The organism is Methylobacterium sp. J-030 (assembly GCF_022829545.1).
In the GTDB taxonomy this organism is placed as follows: domain Bacteria; phylum Pseudomonadota; class Alphaproteobacteria; order Rhizobiales; family Beijerinckiaceae; genus Methylobacterium.
The window spans coordinates 38,685-54,570 of record NZ_JAKSYM010000351.1 but is presented as its reverse complement, the minus strand read 5'-3'; the positions used below and the strand labels follow the sequence as shown (position 1 = coordinate 54,570).

General features: G+C 70.8%; 16 protein-coding genes. 5 read left to right on the top strand and 11 right to left on the bottom strand.

The window, feature by feature from the left end:
• The first annotated feature begins 34 nt into the window (after positions 1 to 34).
• From MKK75_RS27575 to MKK75_RS27565, 3 genes are all read left to right on the top strand, one after another.
• Entirely contained in the window at positions 35 to 667 is a 633-nt protein-coding gene (locus tag MKK75_RS27575; RefSeq protein ID WP_244045670.1) for an alpha/beta hydrolase, read from the top strand.
• A 38-nt stretch (positions 668 to 705) separates the two neighbouring features.
• Entirely contained in the window at positions 706 to 1,137 is a 432-nt protein-coding gene (locus MKK75_RS27570; RefSeq protein ID WP_244045669.1) for a DoxX family protein, read from the top strand.
• 94 nt (positions 1,138 to 1,231) lie between these two features.
• Positions 1,232 to 2,209: a Gfo/Idh/MocA family protein gene (locus MKK75_RS27565; RefSeq protein ID WP_244045668.1), complete on the top strand. Its 978-nt coding sequence runs from the start codon at positions 1,232 to 1,234 to the stop codon at positions 2,207 to 2,209.
• A gap of 148 nt (positions 2,210 to 2,357) precedes the next feature.
• Here MKK75_RS27565 and MKK75_RS27560 read toward each other — a convergent pair whose 3' ends face one another.
• From MKK75_RS27560 to argJ, 3 genes are read right to left on the bottom strand one after another with little or no spacing between them, the layout of a single operon-like run.
• The gene (locus MKK75_RS27560) at positions 2,358 to 2,786 is read right to left on the bottom strand and encodes a (deoxy)nucleoside triphosphate pyrophosphohydrolase (protein ID WP_244045667.1); all 429 of its coding nucleotides are present in this window, start codon (positions 2,784 to 2,786) and stop codon (positions 2,358 to 2,360) included.
• Entirely contained in the window at positions 2,783 to 3,493 is a 711-nt protein-coding gene (locus MKK75_RS27555; protein ID WP_244045666.1) for an SIMPL domain-containing protein, read from the bottom strand. Before MKK75_RS27555 ends, MKK75_RS27560 begins: the two co-directional genes overlap by 4 nt.
• Positions 3,490 to 4,740: a bifunctional glutamate N-acetyltransferase/amino-acid acetyltransferase ArgJ gene (gene argJ, locus MKK75_RS27550; protein WP_244045665.1), complete on the bottom strand. Its 1,251-nt coding sequence runs from the start codon at positions 4,738 to 4,740 to the stop codon at positions 3,490 to 3,492. Before argJ ends, MKK75_RS27555 begins: the two co-directional genes overlap by 4 nt.
• A gap of 229 nt (positions 4,741 to 4,969) precedes the next feature.
• Here argJ and MKK75_RS27545 point away from each other — a divergent pair, with 229 nt between their 5' ends.
• Entirely contained in the window at positions 4,970 to 5,404 is a 435-nt protein-coding gene (locus MKK75_RS27545; RefSeq protein ID WP_244045664.1) for a histidine kinase, read from the top strand.
• A gap of 649 nt (positions 5,405 to 6,053) precedes the next feature.
• On the top strand, positions 6,054 to 8,048 hold the full coding sequence (locus tag MKK75_RS27540; protein ID WP_244045663.1) for a methyl-accepting chemotaxis protein: 1,995 nt from the start codon (positions 6,054 to 6,056) through the stop codon (positions 8,046 to 8,048).
• A gap of 361 nt (positions 8,049 to 8,409) precedes the next feature.
• Here MKK75_RS27540 and MKK75_RS27535 read toward each other — a convergent pair whose 3' ends face one another.
• The 8 genes from MKK75_RS27535 to MKK75_RS27500 form a co-directional block, all read right to left on the bottom strand.
• A complete protein-coding gene (locus MKK75_RS27535) occupies positions 8,410 to 9,102 on the bottom strand; it encodes a TetR/AcrR family transcriptional regulator (RefSeq protein ID WP_409567618.1) in 693 nt (230 codons plus the stop codon).
• Between the two features lie 232 nt (positions 9,103 to 9,334).
• Positions 9,335 to 10,138, bottom strand: a complete 804-nt coding sequence (gene proC / locus MKK75_RS27530) for a pyrroline-5-carboxylate reductase (protein ID WP_244045661.1) — start codon at positions 10,136 to 10,138, stop codon at positions 9,335 to 9,337.
• Between the two features lie 26 nt (positions 10,139 to 10,164).
• Positions 10,165 to 10,674 carry a YbjN domain-containing protein gene (locus tag MKK75_RS27525; protein ID WP_244045771.1) on the bottom strand — a complete coding sequence of 170 codons (510 nt, stop codon included), beginning with the start codon at positions 10,672 to 10,674 and terminating at the stop codon, positions 10,165 to 10,167.
• A gap of 306 nt (positions 10,675 to 10,980) precedes the next feature.
• Entirely contained in the window at positions 10,981 to 11,265 is a 285-nt protein-coding gene (locus MKK75_RS27520; RefSeq protein ID WP_244045660.1) for an accessory factor UbiK family protein, read from the bottom strand.
• Between the two features lie 148 nt (positions 11,266 to 11,413).
• The gene (locus tag MKK75_RS27515) at positions 11,414 to 11,647 is read right to left on the bottom strand and encodes a hypothetical protein (protein ID WP_244045659.1); all 234 of its coding nucleotides are present in this window, start codon (positions 11,645 to 11,647) and stop codon (positions 11,414 to 11,416) included.
• Between the two features lie 133 nt (positions 11,648 to 11,780).
• Entirely contained in the window at positions 11,781 to 12,497 is a 717-nt protein-coding gene (locus MKK75_RS27510) for a PhoH family protein (RefSeq protein ID WP_244045658.1), read from the bottom strand.
• Positions 12,498 to 12,921: 424 nt separating this feature from the next.
• On the bottom strand, positions 12,922 to 15,276 hold the full coding sequence (locus tag MKK75_RS27505) for an ATP-dependent helicase (RefSeq protein WP_244045657.1): 2,355 nt from the start codon (positions 15,274 to 15,276) through the stop codon (positions 12,922 to 12,924).
• Between the two features lie 376 nt (positions 15,277 to 15,652).
• The gene (locus MKK75_RS27500; RefSeq protein ID WP_244045656.1) at positions 15,653 to 15,853 is read right to left on the bottom strand and encodes a hypothetical protein; all 201 of its coding nucleotides are present in this window, start codon (positions 15,851 to 15,853) and stop codon (positions 15,653 to 15,655) included.
• Between the last annotated feature and the right edge of the window lie 33 nt (positions 15,854 to 15,886).

The following is a 15,886-nucleotide window of genomic DNA, read 5'->3' as shown; positions in this document are numbered from 1 at the left end:
GGCGGGCCTGCCTTCACATCGCCAGGAGGTCGCCATGACCCACGAGACCCTCGGTTTCATCCACCGGTTTGAGCCCGGCCCGGATGCCGCGCGCCCGCTGCTGCTCCTGCACGGGACCGGCGGCGACGAGAACGACCTCCTGCCGCTCGGCCGGATGCTGGCGCCGGGCGCCGCGCTCCTCTCGCCCCGGGGCGCGGTGTCCGAGAACGGCATGCCGCGCTTCTTCCGCCGGCTGGCGGAGGGCGTGTTCGACGAAGCCGACCTGCGCCGCCGCACGCATGACCTCGCCGGCTTCGTGGCGGCGGCACGCGACCGCTATGGCCTCGGCGCGCCGCTGGCGCTGGGCTTCTCCAACGGCGCCAACATCGCCGCCGCGCTGCTGATGCTGCGGCCGCAGGTTCTGGCGGGCGCCGTGCTGATCCGCCCGATGGTGCCCCTCGCCGAGCCCCCGGCGGCCGACCTCGCGGGAAAACCGGTCCTGATCCTGTCCGGCGCCCTGGATCCGATCGTGCCGGTCGAGAATGCCCGCCGCCTCGCGGCGCAGCTCACCGCCGCCGGCGCGGTCGTCGCGCACCGGACCCTGCCCGCCGGCCACGGTCTGTCGCAGGCCGATCTCGGTCTCGCGGCGGACTGGCTCCGCGACATCGAACGCCCGCGCGCGGCCTGAAGCGCCCCCCCTCGATTCGCACGAAACGGACGACCCCGATGGCCACCTCGAACGCCCCCGCCCCGACCGCCGCCGGCGCATCCCTCGCGGCCCTCCTGTCGGCGACCGGCCGGGTCCTGATGAGCGCGCTCTTCCTCGTGAGCGGGGCCGGCAAACTCGCCGCGCCCGCCGCGACCCTCGCCACCATCGAGGCCGCCGGCCTGCCGCTGCCCATGCTCTCCTACGGGGCGGCGACGCTGGTCGAGATCGGCGGCGGCCTGCTGCTGATCGCCGGCTATCGCATCCGGCTCGTCGCCCTGGCGCTGGCCCTCTTCGCGGTCGCCACAGCGGTGATCTTCCATGCGGCTGCGGGCGACCCGAACCAGATGTTCCAGTTCCTAAAGAACCTCGCGGTCGCCGGGGGCCTGCTGCAGATCACGGCCTTCGGCGCCGGCCCGTTCAGCCTCGATGCCCGGCAGGGCCGCACCTGAAGCTGTCTGGACCGGCGGTCTTTCCCGCACGGGTTCGGAACCGTAAGGCTGCGCCGGGACGCGCATCCCCGCCGTCCGACATGCGGGATCCTCCATGCCGGCCACCGACGACCAACTCGCCCTCGGGATCATCGGCGCGGGCATCATGGGCGAGCGCCTGCTCGGCGCCATCCACGGGGCACCGGACGTGCCCGTCCGGGTCGCGGCGATCTGGGACCCCGCGCCGGAGGCCCTGGCCCGCATCGGCGCGGCCTTCCCGGCTGTGCCGCTCGCCGCCGACGCCGAATCCGTCGTGGCGGCGAGCGCCTGCCTCTACGTCGCCTCGCCGCCGGCCTCGCATCTCGGCTACGCGCGGACAGCCCTGGCGGCGGGCCGGAGCGTCTTCTGCGAGAAGCCGCTCGCCATCGATCTGGTCGAAGCCCGTGCCTTCGCGGCCGAGGCCGGGTCTGCCGGTGCGGTGAACTTCCCCTTCGCCTCGTCGCCCGGCGTGGCGGCGCTCCGGCGCTGGATCGCCGAGGGTGCTGTGGGGACGCCGCTTCACCTCGCCGTCGCGGTGGAATTCGCCCGCTGGCCGCGCCCCTGGCAGGCCGACGCGGCGCGCTGGCTCGACGCACGGGCGGAGGGCGGCTTCACCCGCGAGGTGGTCTCGCATTTCCTGTTCCTCGCCCGGCGCCTGCTCGGCCCCCTGGAGGGGATCGGCGGCGCCATCGACTTTCCGGAGGCCGGCCGCTCCGAGCGGGCGGTCGCCGTCACGCTCACGGCCGGGGGCATCCCGGTGTCGCTCACCGGCCGGGTCGGCGGCACCGACAAGGACGACCACAACACGTGGACGCTGACGGGCGATGCGGGCGCGGTTCGCCTGCGCGACTGGGCCATCGCCGAACGCCTTGGCGCGGATGGTCGCTTCGAGCCGGAGCCCGGGGCGATCCCCAACGAGAAGCTGCGCCCGATCACCCTGCGGCGCCAGCTCGAAGGCGTCGTCCGGATGGTGCGGGGCGAGCCGCACCACCTCGCAACCTTCGCGGAGGCGCTCGCCGTGCAGGAGGCGGTCGAGGCGATCCTGGCACTTTGAAGGGGGCCATGACGGCGTCCGGACCGCGTCCGCCTTGCCGACTCTGCGAGCGGAGGGAAGCAATCCAGCGGCGCCACGTTTGGCGGCGATGCGCAACCCTGGGTCGCTTCGCTGCGCCCGCGATGACGGCTCGGAACGGCCGGCCGGTTCAGACCTCCAGGAGATCGATCAGGAACGGGATCAGCGGCGCGTCGGCGGGCGGCATCGCGAGGTCGCGCAGGGCCTTCGGCCGGACCCATTTCAGCGCCTGCCCCTCCATCGGCTGCGGCGTGCCGGTCCAGCGGCGGCAGATGTAGAGCGGCATCAGGAGGTGGAACTCCGGATAGGCGTGGCTGGCGAAGGTCAGGGGCGCGAGGCATGGCTCCTCGACGCGGATGCCGAGTTCCTCCGCCAGTTCGCGGATCAGCGTCTCCTCCGGCCGCTCGCCGGGCTCGACCTTGCCGCCGGGGAATTCCCACAGGCCGGCGAGTTGCTTGCCCGCCGGGCGCTCGCTCACCAGCACGCGGCCGTCGACATCGACGAGGGCCACCGCCACCACGAGGAGGAGGCGCGGGCCGGCGGTCCCGGGAGCGCTCATGGCGCCACCGCGAAGGTGGCCGAGACTTCGGAGGACATCTGGATCGTTCCGGCCTCGATCGGCACGCGCCGGCCCTTGGCGGCCATCGGCGCTGCGAGGGCGCGGCTCGCCAGCGGATAGGGCGCGCCGCCCGCGGGCCCGAGGGTGCAGAGCGGGCCGAGCTTGACGCCGAGGGCGTCGGCGAGCGCCGCGGCGCGGCCGCGGGCGTCGCGGGCCGCCGCGACCTGGAGGGCGGCATCGAGCCTGTCGGGATCGCGCAGGCCGAAGCCGACGCCGTCGATCCGGTTCGCGCCGGCATCGAGGGCTTGGCGCAGGAGGTCGCCGAGCCGGTCCATGTCGGCGAGGCGGACGCTGACGAGGTTGCTCGCCCGGTAGCCGTCCGGCTCCTCGGTGAGGCCGCCCGGCCGGGCGACCGACCGCGTGGCGGCCTGGAGCGAGACGGCCGCGGTGCCGATATCGGCCGCCGGCACGCCGAGGGCGCGGGCCTGCGCCGACACGCCCGCCACCGCCTTCGAGGCCGCGTCGAGGGCCGCCGCCGCGGTCGGTGCGCGCGCCTCGATGCCCACCGTCACCTCGGCGAAATCCGGCGCCCGCGCCTCCGCGGCGCGACCGACCACGCTGATGTGGCGGTCGCAGGCCGAATCGTCGGCCCGGGCTCCGGCGGCCAGCGCCAGGATCAGGGCGGCGCCGGCCAGGGCCGCCCTCACGAGCGGTAATCCCCGTTGATCTCGATATAGGCCTTGGTCAGGTCGCAGGTCCAAACCCGGGCCTGGCCGTCGCCGAGGCCGAGATCCACCCGGATTCCGATCTCCGGCTCGCGCATCACCGCGCTCGCCGCCGCCTCGCTGTAATCCGGGTCCCGGGCGCCCTCGACGGCCACCCGCACGTCGCCGAACCAGATGGCGAGCCGGTCCCGGTCGGCGGGCTCGCCGGCCTTGCCGACCGCCATCACGACCCGGCCCCAGTTGGCGTCCTCCCCCGCCACCGCGGTCTTCACCAGCGGCGAGTTGGCGATCGACATCGCGATGCGGTGTGCGGACGAATCGCTCTCGGCCCCCGTGACCCGGACGGTGACGAACTTGCGCGCGCCCTCGCCATCCTTGGCGACGAGCTGCGCCAGCTCGATCAGCAGGCTCTCCAGGGCATCCCGGAAGCCCGAGAGCCGCGGATCGGCCGGGTCCGACACGGCCGCGTTGCCGGCTCTGGCGGTCGCGAACAGCATCAGCGTGTCGGAGGTGGAGGTGTCGCCGTCGACCGTGACGCAGTTGAAGCTCGTCTTCGTGCCCGCCGACAGCAGGGGTTGCAGCACCGCCTGGGGCAGGGCGGCGTCGGTGAACACGAAGGACAGCATCGTGGCCATGTCGGGGGCGATCATGCCGGCGCCCTTGGCGATCCCGTTGAGCGTCACCGTCACGCCGTCGATCGTGGCCGTGCGGGTGGCGAGCTTCGGGAAGGTGTCGGTGGTCATGATGGCCTGTGCCGCCTCGGCCCAGGCGGCCGAGCCGTCCGTGGCGCGGGCCGCGCAGTCCGCCAGCACGCCCGCGAAGCGCTCGGCCGGCAGCGGCTCGCCGATCACGCCGGTCGAGGCGACGTAGACCGCGCGGGGGCCGCAGCCCGCCGCCTGCGCGGCGATCTCGACGGTGCGGGCGACGGCCTCCCGGCCGAGCCGGCCCGTGAAGGCGTTGGCGTTGCCGGAATTGACCACCAGCGCCCGCGCCGAACCGTCGGCCAGCGCCTCCCGGCACCAGTCGACCGGCGCCGAGGGGCATTTCGAGCGGGTGAAAACGCCCGCCGCCGTGGTGCCGGCCTCCAGCGCGACGTAGAGCACGTCGGTCCGGCCGCTGTAGCGGATCCCGGCCTGAGCGGTGGCGATTCGCACCCCCGGGAGGGGCGGCAGTTCCGGTGTCGCGGTGGGCGCCAGCGGAGAGACGGGCGGGGATTTCGCGGACGACATCGGCTCGGGCTCCGGCAGCGCGCGGACGTATCCCGCGGCGGCCCGGTGTTGAGCGCAGGACCCCGGCTGCGTCAACCATATGCCTACCCTATGACCAGCGATCCCGGCTGCCGCCTCTTTGGGCGAACGCGGTGAGGAATGCGGCGCCTTCGCGGCGGCAGGCTTGCGTCCGCATTGCAACAAGGCTTAGCATGCTGCATCGCAAAGCCAGCACGAAGTCGAGTGCGGAATGCCCTCAGCCGACGTCGGGACTGCCTCCAGCTTGCTGCCTCAGGGCAATTGCTACCGGATCCAGGTTCTGGTGGTCGGCCGCCACAAGCGGTGGCGCGACGAGGTGGCCGTGCAGGTCCGCCTTCTGGGTTATCAGGTCACGGCCTGCGACCGTGGGGTCGACGCCATGACGGTCCTGGCGCTGGGCCTGCCGGTGGACGTGATGGTGGTGGATTCCGGCCTGCAGGGCGGGCTGTGCTGCGCGCAACTGGCCGTCGAGGCGCGGACCCTGCGTCCGGGGTTGCGGATCGTGCTCGCGGGCGATGCCCTCGACGATCCGGAGCCGGAGGCCCCGGCTCAGATCCCCGACGCGCTGCGCGTCCGGCATGACCAGTTTCAGAGCGGGATGGTGGCCACTCTGATGCGCGAGGCCCTGGGCGATCGCGCCGCCTGAGCCTGTCGGCGCAATCCATGCCGCCGCATGGCGGGACCGATCAGCGCGAAGCCGTGCTCGATCGCTGTGCACCCTTTGCGCGACCCGAGGCTGGGACGCCACGGCTCGGGCCTGACCCGCTACCTTGAAACGGCTGGTTCCGAGCCTGTTGTCGGCGGTGGGCGTTCCCGGAGCCTCACGCGAATCGCCGGGCGCCCGAGCGGCGTCGATTCGCATCGATCCCCTCGGACTGTCCCGCGTGGAACACGCGGGCGAAGCACTGGTCGATCGATCCCGGTTCCGGATCTCGATCCGATGCCTGGGCGGCCTTTCCGGTCATGACTGGATGATCGCGCGGCTGAAGAGTGCGACGTTCAAAACATCGAAGCCGTGCAAGGATCGTTACGCTCAAGTTGTGCAATGATCTGAGGCGGACGATTCGATAAATTTTCAGACAGTTCTCTAATTCCGCACTGGTTTGATGGGATGCGCAGCATGCCGTTGGGTTGGGGCGACCTTCTGACGAGATACTGGTTTCAGGTTCAATCATTCAAAATTCATAGGACAAACGTCAGGTTTCGATTTAGATGTGACATAGAGCTGTCATGGACGGTTCGCTTTCTGGGGAAGTTCATCCCACAACGATCCTTCTTCGAGAAAGCTTGGTATCGTGAAGATCGGAATACGTATCCGCCTGTATGCCGGGTTCGCCCTGCTCGTCTCGATTGCCGCCGTCATCGGCGTCTTCGCGGTTTATCAGCAAAATTATCTCAACCAGGAATACGAAAGACTCTTCTTTGTCGGAGAGAGCGCGCAGGAGATCATCGCGATGGACGGCCTCGCGGCCCAGCTCTCCGCCAAAGCCGAGCATTACCGCCTGGCGCCGGACGCCGCACAGGTCGTCGCCATGCAGGAGGTGCGGCGTTCGATCGAGGACATGGCCGAGCGCCGCACGGCCCTGGCCCTGACCGATTTGGGGAGAACCCGCTATCGCGCCATCGTCGGCAGCGCGGCCGCCATGAAGGCCGATCTCGACCGTCTCGCGGAGGCCGGCACCAAGCTCGACGCCGCGAAGCAGCACATGATCAAGGCGGGCAACCGCCTCGCACACCTGCTCCAGGGCCTGCTCGCGGACATGAGCCAGGGTAGCGACGATGGGGCGAAGCTGCACGCCATGCGCTTCGAGAATGCCGTCCTGGCCGCGCGCCTCGCGGCCGCGCGCTCCATCATCGAGCAGAGCCCGGTCTATCGGGACGCGTTCCGAGGCAAGATCGAGCAGGCCCGCGCCGCGCTCCAGGATGCCGAGGGGCATGGCGTTGCGGGCATCGCCGAGCGGCTCAAGGACCTCGCGGACGCGCTTGCCGCCTACCAGGCGGGGCTCGACGCCTTCCACGAGGCGGCGGCCGCATCGAAGGCGACGTTCGAGACCGGCATCAAGCCGAATACCGATGCCATCACGGCGGACTGCGCCACGCTCCGTGAGCGGATCCTGACGACGTCGGCGCAGATCAGGGCGTCGACCGCCGAGATGGCCCTACGCGCGTGGCGCATCGAGGTCGGCCTCGGCGCGCTCGCCCTCATCATCGGTGTGGCCCTGGCCTCGCTCATCGGGCGCAGCATCATCCGGCCCATCGACGGCATGGTGAAGGCCATGGCGGGCCTGGCAAACGGCGACACGGATCTCGTGGTCCCCTCGCAGGACGCCTCGGGCGAGCTGGGAGCCATGGCCAAGGCCGTGGAGGTGTTCCGGAAGAACGCGATCGTCCGGGCCGAGCTGGAGGCCGCCCAGGTCAACGCGCTGGCGGCCCGCCAACGCCGGGCCGAGCGTCGCGAACAGCTCGTCGAGATCTTCGATCACAACATCGCCGCCTCCCTGGAGATCGTCACCCTGGCCACCAACGAGCTCGATGCCACCGCCCGCTCGATGACGCAGATCGCCGACGACACCAACAATCAGGCGGTCGCCTCCAGCACGGCGGCCGACCTGGCTTCCATGAACGTCGAGACGGTGGCGGCGGCGGCCGAGGAGATGGTGTCGTCACTGCAGGAGATCGAGCGGCAGGTACTCCGCGCCAACGAGGCGGCCGGGCTCGCTGCCCATGAGGCCGAGGCGAGCGAGGCCGCCATGGCCAGCCTGCGCGCCGCCGCCGAGCAGATCGGCGCGGCGGTGACGACGATCTCCGGCATCGCGGCGCAGACCAACCTGCTGGCGCTCAACGCCACGATCGAGGCGGCCCGCGCCGGGGAGGCGGGGCGCGGCTTCGCCGTGGTGGCCGCCGAGGTCAAGGAACTGGCCGACCAGACCGCCAGGGCCACCGACGAGATCGGCGGGCTGATCTCCGCCATCCAGGGTGCCACGGGCCAAGCCGCGCAGGCGATGCAGCAGATTGCCCGCACGATCACGCGGGTGAACGAGATCAGCGGCGCCATCGCCTCGACGGTGGTGGAGCAGACGGCGGCGACCAGCGAGATCTCGCGCAACGCCACCGAGGCGGCCCAGGGCACGCAGCACGTGTCGTCCAACGTGTCGCGGGTGCTGGCGTCGGCCAGTGAGACCGGCAGCGCCGCCGCGCAGGTGCTGAACGCGGCGGCCGAGCTGGCCAAGCAGTCGCAGGCCGTCAAGCAGGAGGTGGACGGCTTCCTGCGCGACATCCAGGCGGTTTGAGCCCGCCAAGCCCTGTCTGCCCGAAGCGCAAACTCCTATGCGTCGGGTGGACGAATGACGGCCGGGTCTCGAAAGGTCGCGACCCGGCCGTTTCGCGGTGCTGGGCTGGGTGCGGGGATCACCACGTGCGGTCGTGACCTGATGATGGGGAAAACGCGTGTCCTTTTCCCCGTATGGCTGCGATCCGAGTCGGAGCCATCCACGCGCGTCGCCCTTCCCCCTCTGGGGGGAGGAAGGGTGCGGGCTTGCTCCGGCCTGCCGTATTGATCGACCGGTCGGTGATGCTCAGCGCGTCCGAAAACACCTCGTCACGGCAAGGTAGAGACCTTCCCAGACCCGGGGGCCCGGGTCAGGTCGGTTCTCAGATCGCGGCGGCCGGATCCGTCTCGTCGCCGTCGCGGCTGCGTCGCGCGCGCGGCCGGCGGTCGAGGACCGAGCGGCCCAGCGCGCGCAGCGGTGCCGTGAGCCGCCGGACATCCTCGGCCCGCTCCATGAAGCGCTCGCCGTTGCGGATCTCCTTGTCGAGGCGGGCCATCGTCCGGGCGAGCGCCGGATCGTCGTCGTCGAGCCAGACCTGGGTCACGCGGGCGAAGGCGATCACCACGCCCTGGAGCTTGAGCTGGCCGAGCGGCCCCTCCGTGTCGATCCCGGCCGCGGCCAGCATGTAGCGGTGGGAGTTCAGCATGATGCCGTTCAGCGCCAGCATCGACAGCGGCTCGCCGCGCAGCGCGTAGGCGATCCGGCGCAGGGCCGGCTTGTAGGGCTCCATCGCGTCGAGCCGGCGCATCAGCACGTCGAACAGGCGCTCGCGGGTCGGCTCCTCCTCCAGGCCGGCAAGGTCGCCCTCAAGGACCTTGCGGTCGATGATCCGGGTGAGGCCGCCGAGAACGGCGCCCTTCGACGGGAACAGATCGCGGAGCTCGGCCAGCGTCAGCCCCGCCTCCCGGGCGATGTCGCCGATCTCGATGTCGTTCCAGGGCTGCTCGGCGGCGAGCCGCATCAGCGCCTCGACGGCGGCCTCCCGGGGCGGCAGCTTCGGCGGGCTGTCGCCCATCGCCGCGCCTGCCTGGGCGGTGGCCTCGGCGGCCAGGCTCTCCGGCGCGGCATTCTCGGATAGGCTGCTTGCCTTGGCCGGGCTCGCGGCCTTGCGGGGGCGCTTCGCGGGGCCTTTGCTCTCGGTCATGGGTCTGTCGCCCGCTCCTGTCGGTCGTCCCGCCTGATGTAGGCAGTCCGTAGCGGAAGGGCAGGGGCTTCGCGCCGCCTTGCCGCACGGGTCCGATCGGATGTCAGCCGGCGAGTTCCCCCGCCCGCCGCCGGGCCGCCGCCACGGCCTCCCGCATCAGCGCGCCGAGCCCGTCCGGGCGCATCAGAACGTCGAGGGCCGCCGCCGTGGTGCCGCCGGGGGAGGTCACGTTGCGGCGCAGCTCCGCCGCCTCCGCGGGCGTCGCGTCGAGGAGCGCGCCGGCCCCCGAGACCGTCGCCCGGGCGAGGCGGCCCGCCACCTCCGGGTCGAGCCCGGCCGCGATCCCGGCCTCGGCCAGCGCCTCGACCATCAGGAAGACGTAGGCCGGCCCGGAGCCGGAAACCGCCGTCACGGCGTCGATCTGGGCCTCGTCGGCGAGCCATGCCACGGTGCCGCTCGCCGCCAGCAGGGCGTTCGCGGCGGCGCGCTGCCCGGGCGTGACCTCGGGATTCGCGTAGGCGCCGGTGGCGCCCCGGCCGATGCTGGCTGGCAGGTTCGGCATGGCCCGCACGACGGCCCGCGCGTGAGGAAGCCGCCCGCGCAGGTCTGCCACGGTCTTGCCGGCCAGGATCGAGACGACGAGCGTGTCGCGGCCGATCAGCCGGTCGAGGCCGGGCGCTGCCGCCTCCAGACCCTGCGGCTTGATGCCGAGGGCCAGCACGGCGCCCGGCTCGGGGGCCGCCGGATTGAGGGCGAGGCCCCGTTCCGCGCACAAAGCGACGATCTCGCGGCTTGGCACGGGGTCGATGAGGGTCGTGCGGCGCGGGTCGAGACCCGCGGTGAGCCAGCCCGCCAGCATCGCCCCGCCCATCTTGCCGGCCCCGGCCAGGACCAGCGAGGCGGGCATCGATGCCGCGTCCGGCTCCGGGGCGGTCACGCCTCGCCTTCGGTCTCGAACAGCACCGCGTCGAGCGCCTCGCGGGCGGTCTTGCCGGCCCAGAGCACGAACTGGAACGCCTGATAATACCGCTCGCAGGCATCCACCGCGGTCTTCATCATGGTGGCGCATTGCGGATGGGTCGGGACGGCACCGCCCGTGAGCAGGAGCGCGTGGCGGAACATCACCACGCCGTCGCTCGACCACAGGTCGAAATGCCCGACCCAGAGCTGCTCATTGATCAGCGCGACGAGGCGCATCACCTCGGTCCGCTGCCGGTCCGGCACCTTGAGATCGAACGCGCAGGCGACGTGCAGTGCCTCCACGTCTTCGATCCAGGTGAACGCCACGTTGTAGTCGGTCCAGCGGCCGGGGCTCGTCACCGACATCTCGTCGGTCTCGGCCCGGTCGAAGATCCAGTCGCGCAGGGACGCCAGTCGTTCGACGACGTCGAGCGGATGCTCGTTTCTATCCGGATCGTGGAAGTCGACGTTGAGCAGCGGCATGACGATCCAAATGGATGGTCCGGATGTGACGTCCGGCCCGTCGTGAGCGATGATGCAAACCCGGAGTGCCGAGAACACCCCGAAGACCTGGAACAGCCGGCCGATCGGCGCCGGGGGTGATGCGATCGACTGTCGAAGCTCCGCGGACATCGCCCCGCAGCCCCCGAATCACCCTATGCCCGACTATAAACCGGCCGTGACTCGCGACACAAAGTGCAGCTCACAGTCAGTGAACAGGAAACCGGATCGTCGCTGCGGCTTCCTGTGTAAAAGCCCCCGGCGTTGCCCCGGGGACTCAGCCACGGCTCAGACCGCCTCGCTCAGGCCCGCCGTGCCCGCCGCGGCGGGGCCGGATCTCGCCTCCAGGGCCGCGACGCGGGACGCGAGGGCCTCGTTCTGCGCCTGCAGGCCGGTCACGAGGTCGCGCAACACGTCGAGTTCCTCCCGGGAGGCGATGTCGAGGTCGCGGATGACGCGTTCGAGCTGGGCTCGGACGACGGTCTCGGCCTCGCGGCGCACGCCCTGCGCGGCGCCGGCCGCGTCGGTCATCAGGCGGGCGAGGTCGTCGAACAGGCGATTGGAGGGGGGCATCCTGGTCTCCCGGATCGGCCGGCTGCCGCAGCGGCCGCCTGACGGCACGATTCGAGACAACGAGATAGGAATCGTCGGTGAGGCGGGCAACGCCCAGATCGTCAGGATCGCGGAGCGGGGCCGGATCGGGCCCCGCTCCGCGCCGGCATCACATGCGGTGCATGCGGCCGTGCATCATCCGACGACGCATGTGGTGGCGCATCATGCGGCGCTCCATCCGATGGTGCATCATGCGCCGCTCCATGTGGCTCATCCGAACCTGTGTGACGGCGTCGGGGGCCGCGACGGCGCCCGGCAGGGCGGGGGCCGCGGAGGCGGGCTGGACGAGGGCGGCACCGCCCAGCGCGGTGATCAGGGCGAAGGCGTAGGTCAGTTTCCTCACGAGGAGACTCCAATTCTCTGATGGCCGGGTATGATGCCCGGTTCATCCTCCCGGACGGGAGGTACGGAGAGTCGTCTCGTGCCGCGGGACGGCACGGCGGGCCGTCGAGGACCCGCCGCCATCAACTTCTGAGTTAGAGATTCGTTTCCTCGAACGCCTTCACCCATTCGGCGCAGATCCCTGAGCGCACGATGTCGTTCCGAGTAAATTCGACCACCGGTATCGGCATCATCCGGCTTTTGATGAGGTGCATCACGATGCGCAGGCCCGAGGTCTCGCGCAGGTCCGTCTGCGACACGTCGCCGTTGATGATGACCTGACAATCGTCGCCGATCCGGGTCAGGAACATCTTGATCTCGTTGACCGTGGTGTTCTGCGCCTCGTCGAGGATCACGAGGCAGTTCTTGAAGGTGCGCCCGCGCATCACCTCGAACGGGACGATCTCGATGTCGCCGGCCTTCAGCGCGATCTCGAAGGCGGCCGCGCCCATCCGCTCCTTCATGGCCTCGGTCAGCGGGGCGACCCAGGGGGCGATCTTCTCTTCGAGGGTTCCGGGGAAGAACCCGAGCGAGCGGCCCGACGGCACGTTCGGGCGGGTGATCACCACCTTGGCGATGCGGCGCTGGCGGAGCTGGTCCGCGGCGCGGGTGCCGGCGATGAAGGTCTTGCCGGTGCCGGCGGGCCCCAGGACGATGACCTGCGGGGAGCGGGCGAGGGCGTCGAGATAGTCGGCCTGGCGTTCGGTGAGGGGCTGGATCGGGGCGAGATTGCGTTCTTCGTCGAAACGTGTGCGGTGGATGCGGGACGTGCGGTCTTCAACCAATTCAAGGCGTGCGCGGCGTCTCTTCATGGATGTACACTCCAACGGGACTTGCCAACCTGGATTTGTCGCTGAACTGCCGTTTACCTATTTGCTCCCGGTACTACTCGCTTGCGGAACTAATACGGGCCCCGTCCCAAAGGTTCCGCCCCGCGCTCGTCCGCCTGTGGAGAGCGTCACGACATGCCGCGCGCGGCCGAATACGTGACGCAACTGCCGCGCCAGCGTGATTCGTGTCCCACGATTGCGTGTGGGGTGTGACCGGGGGGTGACGTTCGCCTCGGCCGGTACGAAAAACGCGCCGTGCTGGCGCGGATGCATCAGGCTCGGCATCGGGATGAGGGAGACGCGATGACGCGGCATCCGGCACGATCGCGATCCTCCCCGCCCGCGGGGGCGAAGCCGGCCGACCCTGCCGCCCTGAAACGTCCGGGCTTGATCGGCGGGACAGGCCTCACCCGGCCTGGATGAAGCTGTCGAGCACCATCTTCCGGCCGGCCTTGTCGAAGTCAACGGTCAGCTTGTTGCCGTCCACGCCGGCTATGGTTCCGGGGCCGAACTTGGTGTGGAAGACCCGCTGGCCGGCCTGGAACGCGGACGGCGCGCCCGTGGACTTGGCGATCAGCTCGCCCTCGATCTGGCGCGGGCCGCCCGATCGACCCCCCGGCGCGGATCCGAAGCCGCGGCCGCCCTGCGGCGCCGTGTTGGCCTGGGCCCGCTGCCAGCCGGGCGTGCCGTAGCTCGATCCGAAGGGCGTCGGGTTGCGGTCGAACCGCGAGGCGCCGGCGGAGAAATGGGCGGGGGCCTCGACCACGTCGACGGCCGTCTCCGGCAGCTCGTCGATGAACCGGGACGGGATGGTCGAGGACCACAGGCCGTGAATGCGCCGGTTCACCGCGAAGGACAGTTTCGCCCGCTTGCGCGCCCGGGTGAGGCCGACATGGGCGAGGCGCCGCTCCTCCTCCAGCCCGGCCCGGCCGCTCTCGTCGAGCGCCCGCTGGCTCGGGAACAGGCCGTCCTCCCAGCCGGGCAGGAACACGGTGTCGAACTCCAGGCCCTTGGCGGCGTGGAGCGTCATCAGCGAGACCCGCTCGGCGCCCTCGGCCTCGGAGGCCTCCATCACCAGGGAGACGTGCTCCAGGAAGGCCGCCATGTCGGGGAACTCCTCCATGGAGCGGACGAATTCCTTGAGGTTCTCCAGGCGCCCGGCGGCGTCGGCCGAGCGGTCCTTCTGCCACATCTCGGTGTAGCCGGATTCCTCCAGGATGGTCTGCGCGACCTCGCTGTGGGGCTGCGATTCCACGCGCCGCGCCCACCGGGAGAAACTCTCGGTGAGGGCCCGCAGGGTGGAGCGGACCCGGGGCTTCAGCTCGTCGGTCTCGCACAGGCGCTCGGCCGCGATCCGCAGGGGCACCCGGTTGGCGCGGCCGTAACCGTGGAGCTGCTGGAGCGTGGCGTCGCCGAGGCCCCGCTTCGGGGTGTTGACGATCCGCTCGAAGGCGAGGTCGTCGCTGACGTTCACGGTGGCGCGCAGGTAGGCCAGCGCGTCGCGGATCTCAGCCCGCTCGTAGAAGCGCGGGCCGCCGATCACCCGATAGGGCAGGCCGAGCTGGACGAACCGGTCCTCGATCTCGCGCATCTGCGCGGAGATCCGCACCAGCACGGCGATCTCCGCCAGCGAATGCTGCTTGGCCTGCAGCGACTCGATCGCCTCCGCGAGCAGCCGCGCCTCCTCTTCCGAATCCCACGCGCCGGTGACGGTGACGCGCTCGCCCGGCTCGTCGTCGGTGCGCAGGGTTTTGCCGAGGCGGCTCTCATTCTTGGCGATCAGCCCCGAGGCGGCGGCCAGGATGTGCCCCGTGGAGCGGTAGTTGCGCTCCAGACGCACCACCACCGCACCGGGAAAGTCGTGTTCGAACCGCAGGATGTTGTCGACCTCGGCGCCGCGCCAGCCGTAGATCGACTGGTCGTCGTCGCCCACGCAGGCGATGTTTTTTCGCGATTGTGCGAGCAGGCGCAGCCACAGGTACTGGGCGACGTTGGTGTCCTGGTACTCGTCCACCAGGATGTAGCGGAAGCGGTCCTGGTAGTTGGCGAGCACGTCGGGGTTCTCGCGCCACAGCTTGAGGCAGAGCAGTAGAAGATCGCCGAAATCGACGGCGTTCAGCGTCGCGAGCCGGGCCTGATAGGCCGTGTAGAGCGTGCCGCCCTTGCCGAACGCGAAGGCCGCGGCTTCGCCCGGGGGCACCTGCTCGGGGCCGAGGCCGCGGTTCTTCCAGCCGTCGATGGCATGCGACAGCGCACGGGCCGGCCAGCGCTTCTCGTCGATGTTCTGGTCGGCGATGACCTGCTTCATCAGCCGAAGCTGGTCGTCGGTGCCCAGGATGGTGAAGTCGGATTTCAGCCCGACGAGTTCGGCGTGACGGCGCAGGATCTTGGTGCCGATGGCGTGGAACGTGCCGAGCCAGGGCATGCCCTCGCCGGCGGGGCCGATCAGCGCGCCGATCCGGTGCTTCATCTCCCGGGCGGCTTTGTTGGTGAAGGTCACCGCCAGGATGTCGAAGGGCCGGGCGCGGTTCGTGGCGATCAGGTGGGCGATGCGGGTGGTGAGCACCCGGGTCTTGCCGGTGCCGGCCCCGGCCAGCACCAGGACCGGGCCCTCCGTGGTCTCGACGGCGCGGCGCTGCTCGGGGTTGAGCCCTTCGAGATAAGCGGCGGCGTCGCGGCGGAGCGCGCCCATGGCGCGGGCGGCGATGGAGGAGGACGGAGCGCCGTCCCCGGCGGGCTGCGCGTGCGGGCGGTTCTGCATCCCGCATCCCTGGACCAAATCGCGAACGGCGTCGAGGTGGTTCGGGCGGGATGCGACCGGAGGGTGTGGGGTGGGCGGATGGACTTCGCCTATTGGCGGCGGGTTGGCTGCGGACCCTGTAGCCTTGGCCGAGCTCGATCGGCGCCGACCGTTCGAACGGCTGCCGGGATCCTTCTCGAAGCGTGAGGACAACGCGTGAGGCCGTGCAGACCCATCATCCGTGCCGGCACGGACGACGGCCGGCAGGGTATCCGAACCGAGAGTTGCGTCCCGTGGGCTGAGCGTCGTGACGGAGTCAACGAGAAGCGTCGCAGGTAAAGGTCTCACGATCCAACCCTCGCCCGTCCTCGGGCGAGGGCCGGACCCGGGAAGGGCCTTACGACTTGTGGTTCTCGGCGCTCTTGCCGTGCGCCTTGGTCGAATGCTCCTTGGCCTTCTCCGCGTGACCGTGTGCTTCCGTCGAGTGCTTGTGACCAGCCGCGTGATCGCCCTTGCCGTGATGCTCGGCGGCTGCGCGATGCGACTTGGCGGCCTTCTCGTGATGCTCGGCAGCCTCGGTATGGGCTTTCTGGGGCATGACGTTTTCCTGTGCTGACCTGCCTGTTCGGCG

Bases quoted from the DNA above. Each gene is read 5' to 3' on its own strand.
- MKK75_RS27575 (WP_244045670.1), top strand. From the start codon at position 35: ATGACCCACGAGACCCTCGGTTTCATCCACCGGTTTGAGCCCGGCCCG.
- MKK75_RS27570 (WP_244045669.1), top strand. From the start codon at position 706: ATGGCCACCTCGAACGCCCCCGCCCCGACCGCCGCCGGCGCATCCCTC.
- MKK75_RS27565 (WP_244045668.1), top strand. From the start codon at position 1,232: ATGCCGGCCACCGACGACCAACTCGCCCTCGGGATCATCGGCGCGGGC.
- MKK75_RS27560 (WP_244045667.1), bottom strand. From the start codon at position 2,786: ATGAGCGCTCCCGGGACCGCCGGCCCGCGCCTCCTCCTCGTGGTGGCG.
- argJ (WP_244045665.1), bottom strand. From the start codon at position 4,740: ATGTCGTCCGCGAAATCCCCGCCCGTCTCTCCGCTGGCGCCCACCGCG.
- MKK75_RS27545 (WP_244045664.1), top strand. From the start codon at position 4,970: ATGCCCTCAGCCGACGTCGGGACTGCCTCCAGCTTGCTGCCTCAGGGC.
- MKK75_RS27535 (WP_409567618.1), bottom strand. From the start codon at position 9,102: ATGGGCGACAGCCCGCCGAAGCTGCCGCCCCGGGAGGCCGCCGTCGAG.
- proC (WP_244045661.1), bottom strand. From the start codon at position 10,138: ATGCCCGCCTCGCTGGTCCTGGCCGGGGCCGGCAAGATGGGCGGGGCG.
- MKK75_RS27525 (WP_244045771.1), bottom strand. From the start codon at position 10,674: ATGCCGCTGCTCAACGTCGACTTCCACGATCCGGATAGAAACGAGCAT.
- MKK75_RS27520 (WP_244045660.1), bottom strand. From the start codon at position 11,265: ATGCCCCCCTCCAATCGCCTGTTCGACGACCTCGCCCGCCTGATGACC.
- MKK75_RS27510 (WP_244045658.1), bottom strand. From the start codon at position 12,497: ATGAAGAGACGCCGCGCACGCCTTGAATTGGTTGAAGACCGCACGTCC.
- MKK75_RS27505 (WP_244045657.1), bottom strand. From the start codon at position 15,276: ATGCAGAACCGCCCGCACGCGCAGCCCGCCGGGGACGGCGCTCCGTCC.
- MKK75_RS27500 (WP_244045656.1), bottom strand. From the start codon at position 15,853: ATGCCCCAGAAAGCCCATACCGAGGCTGCCGAGCATCACGAGAAGGCC.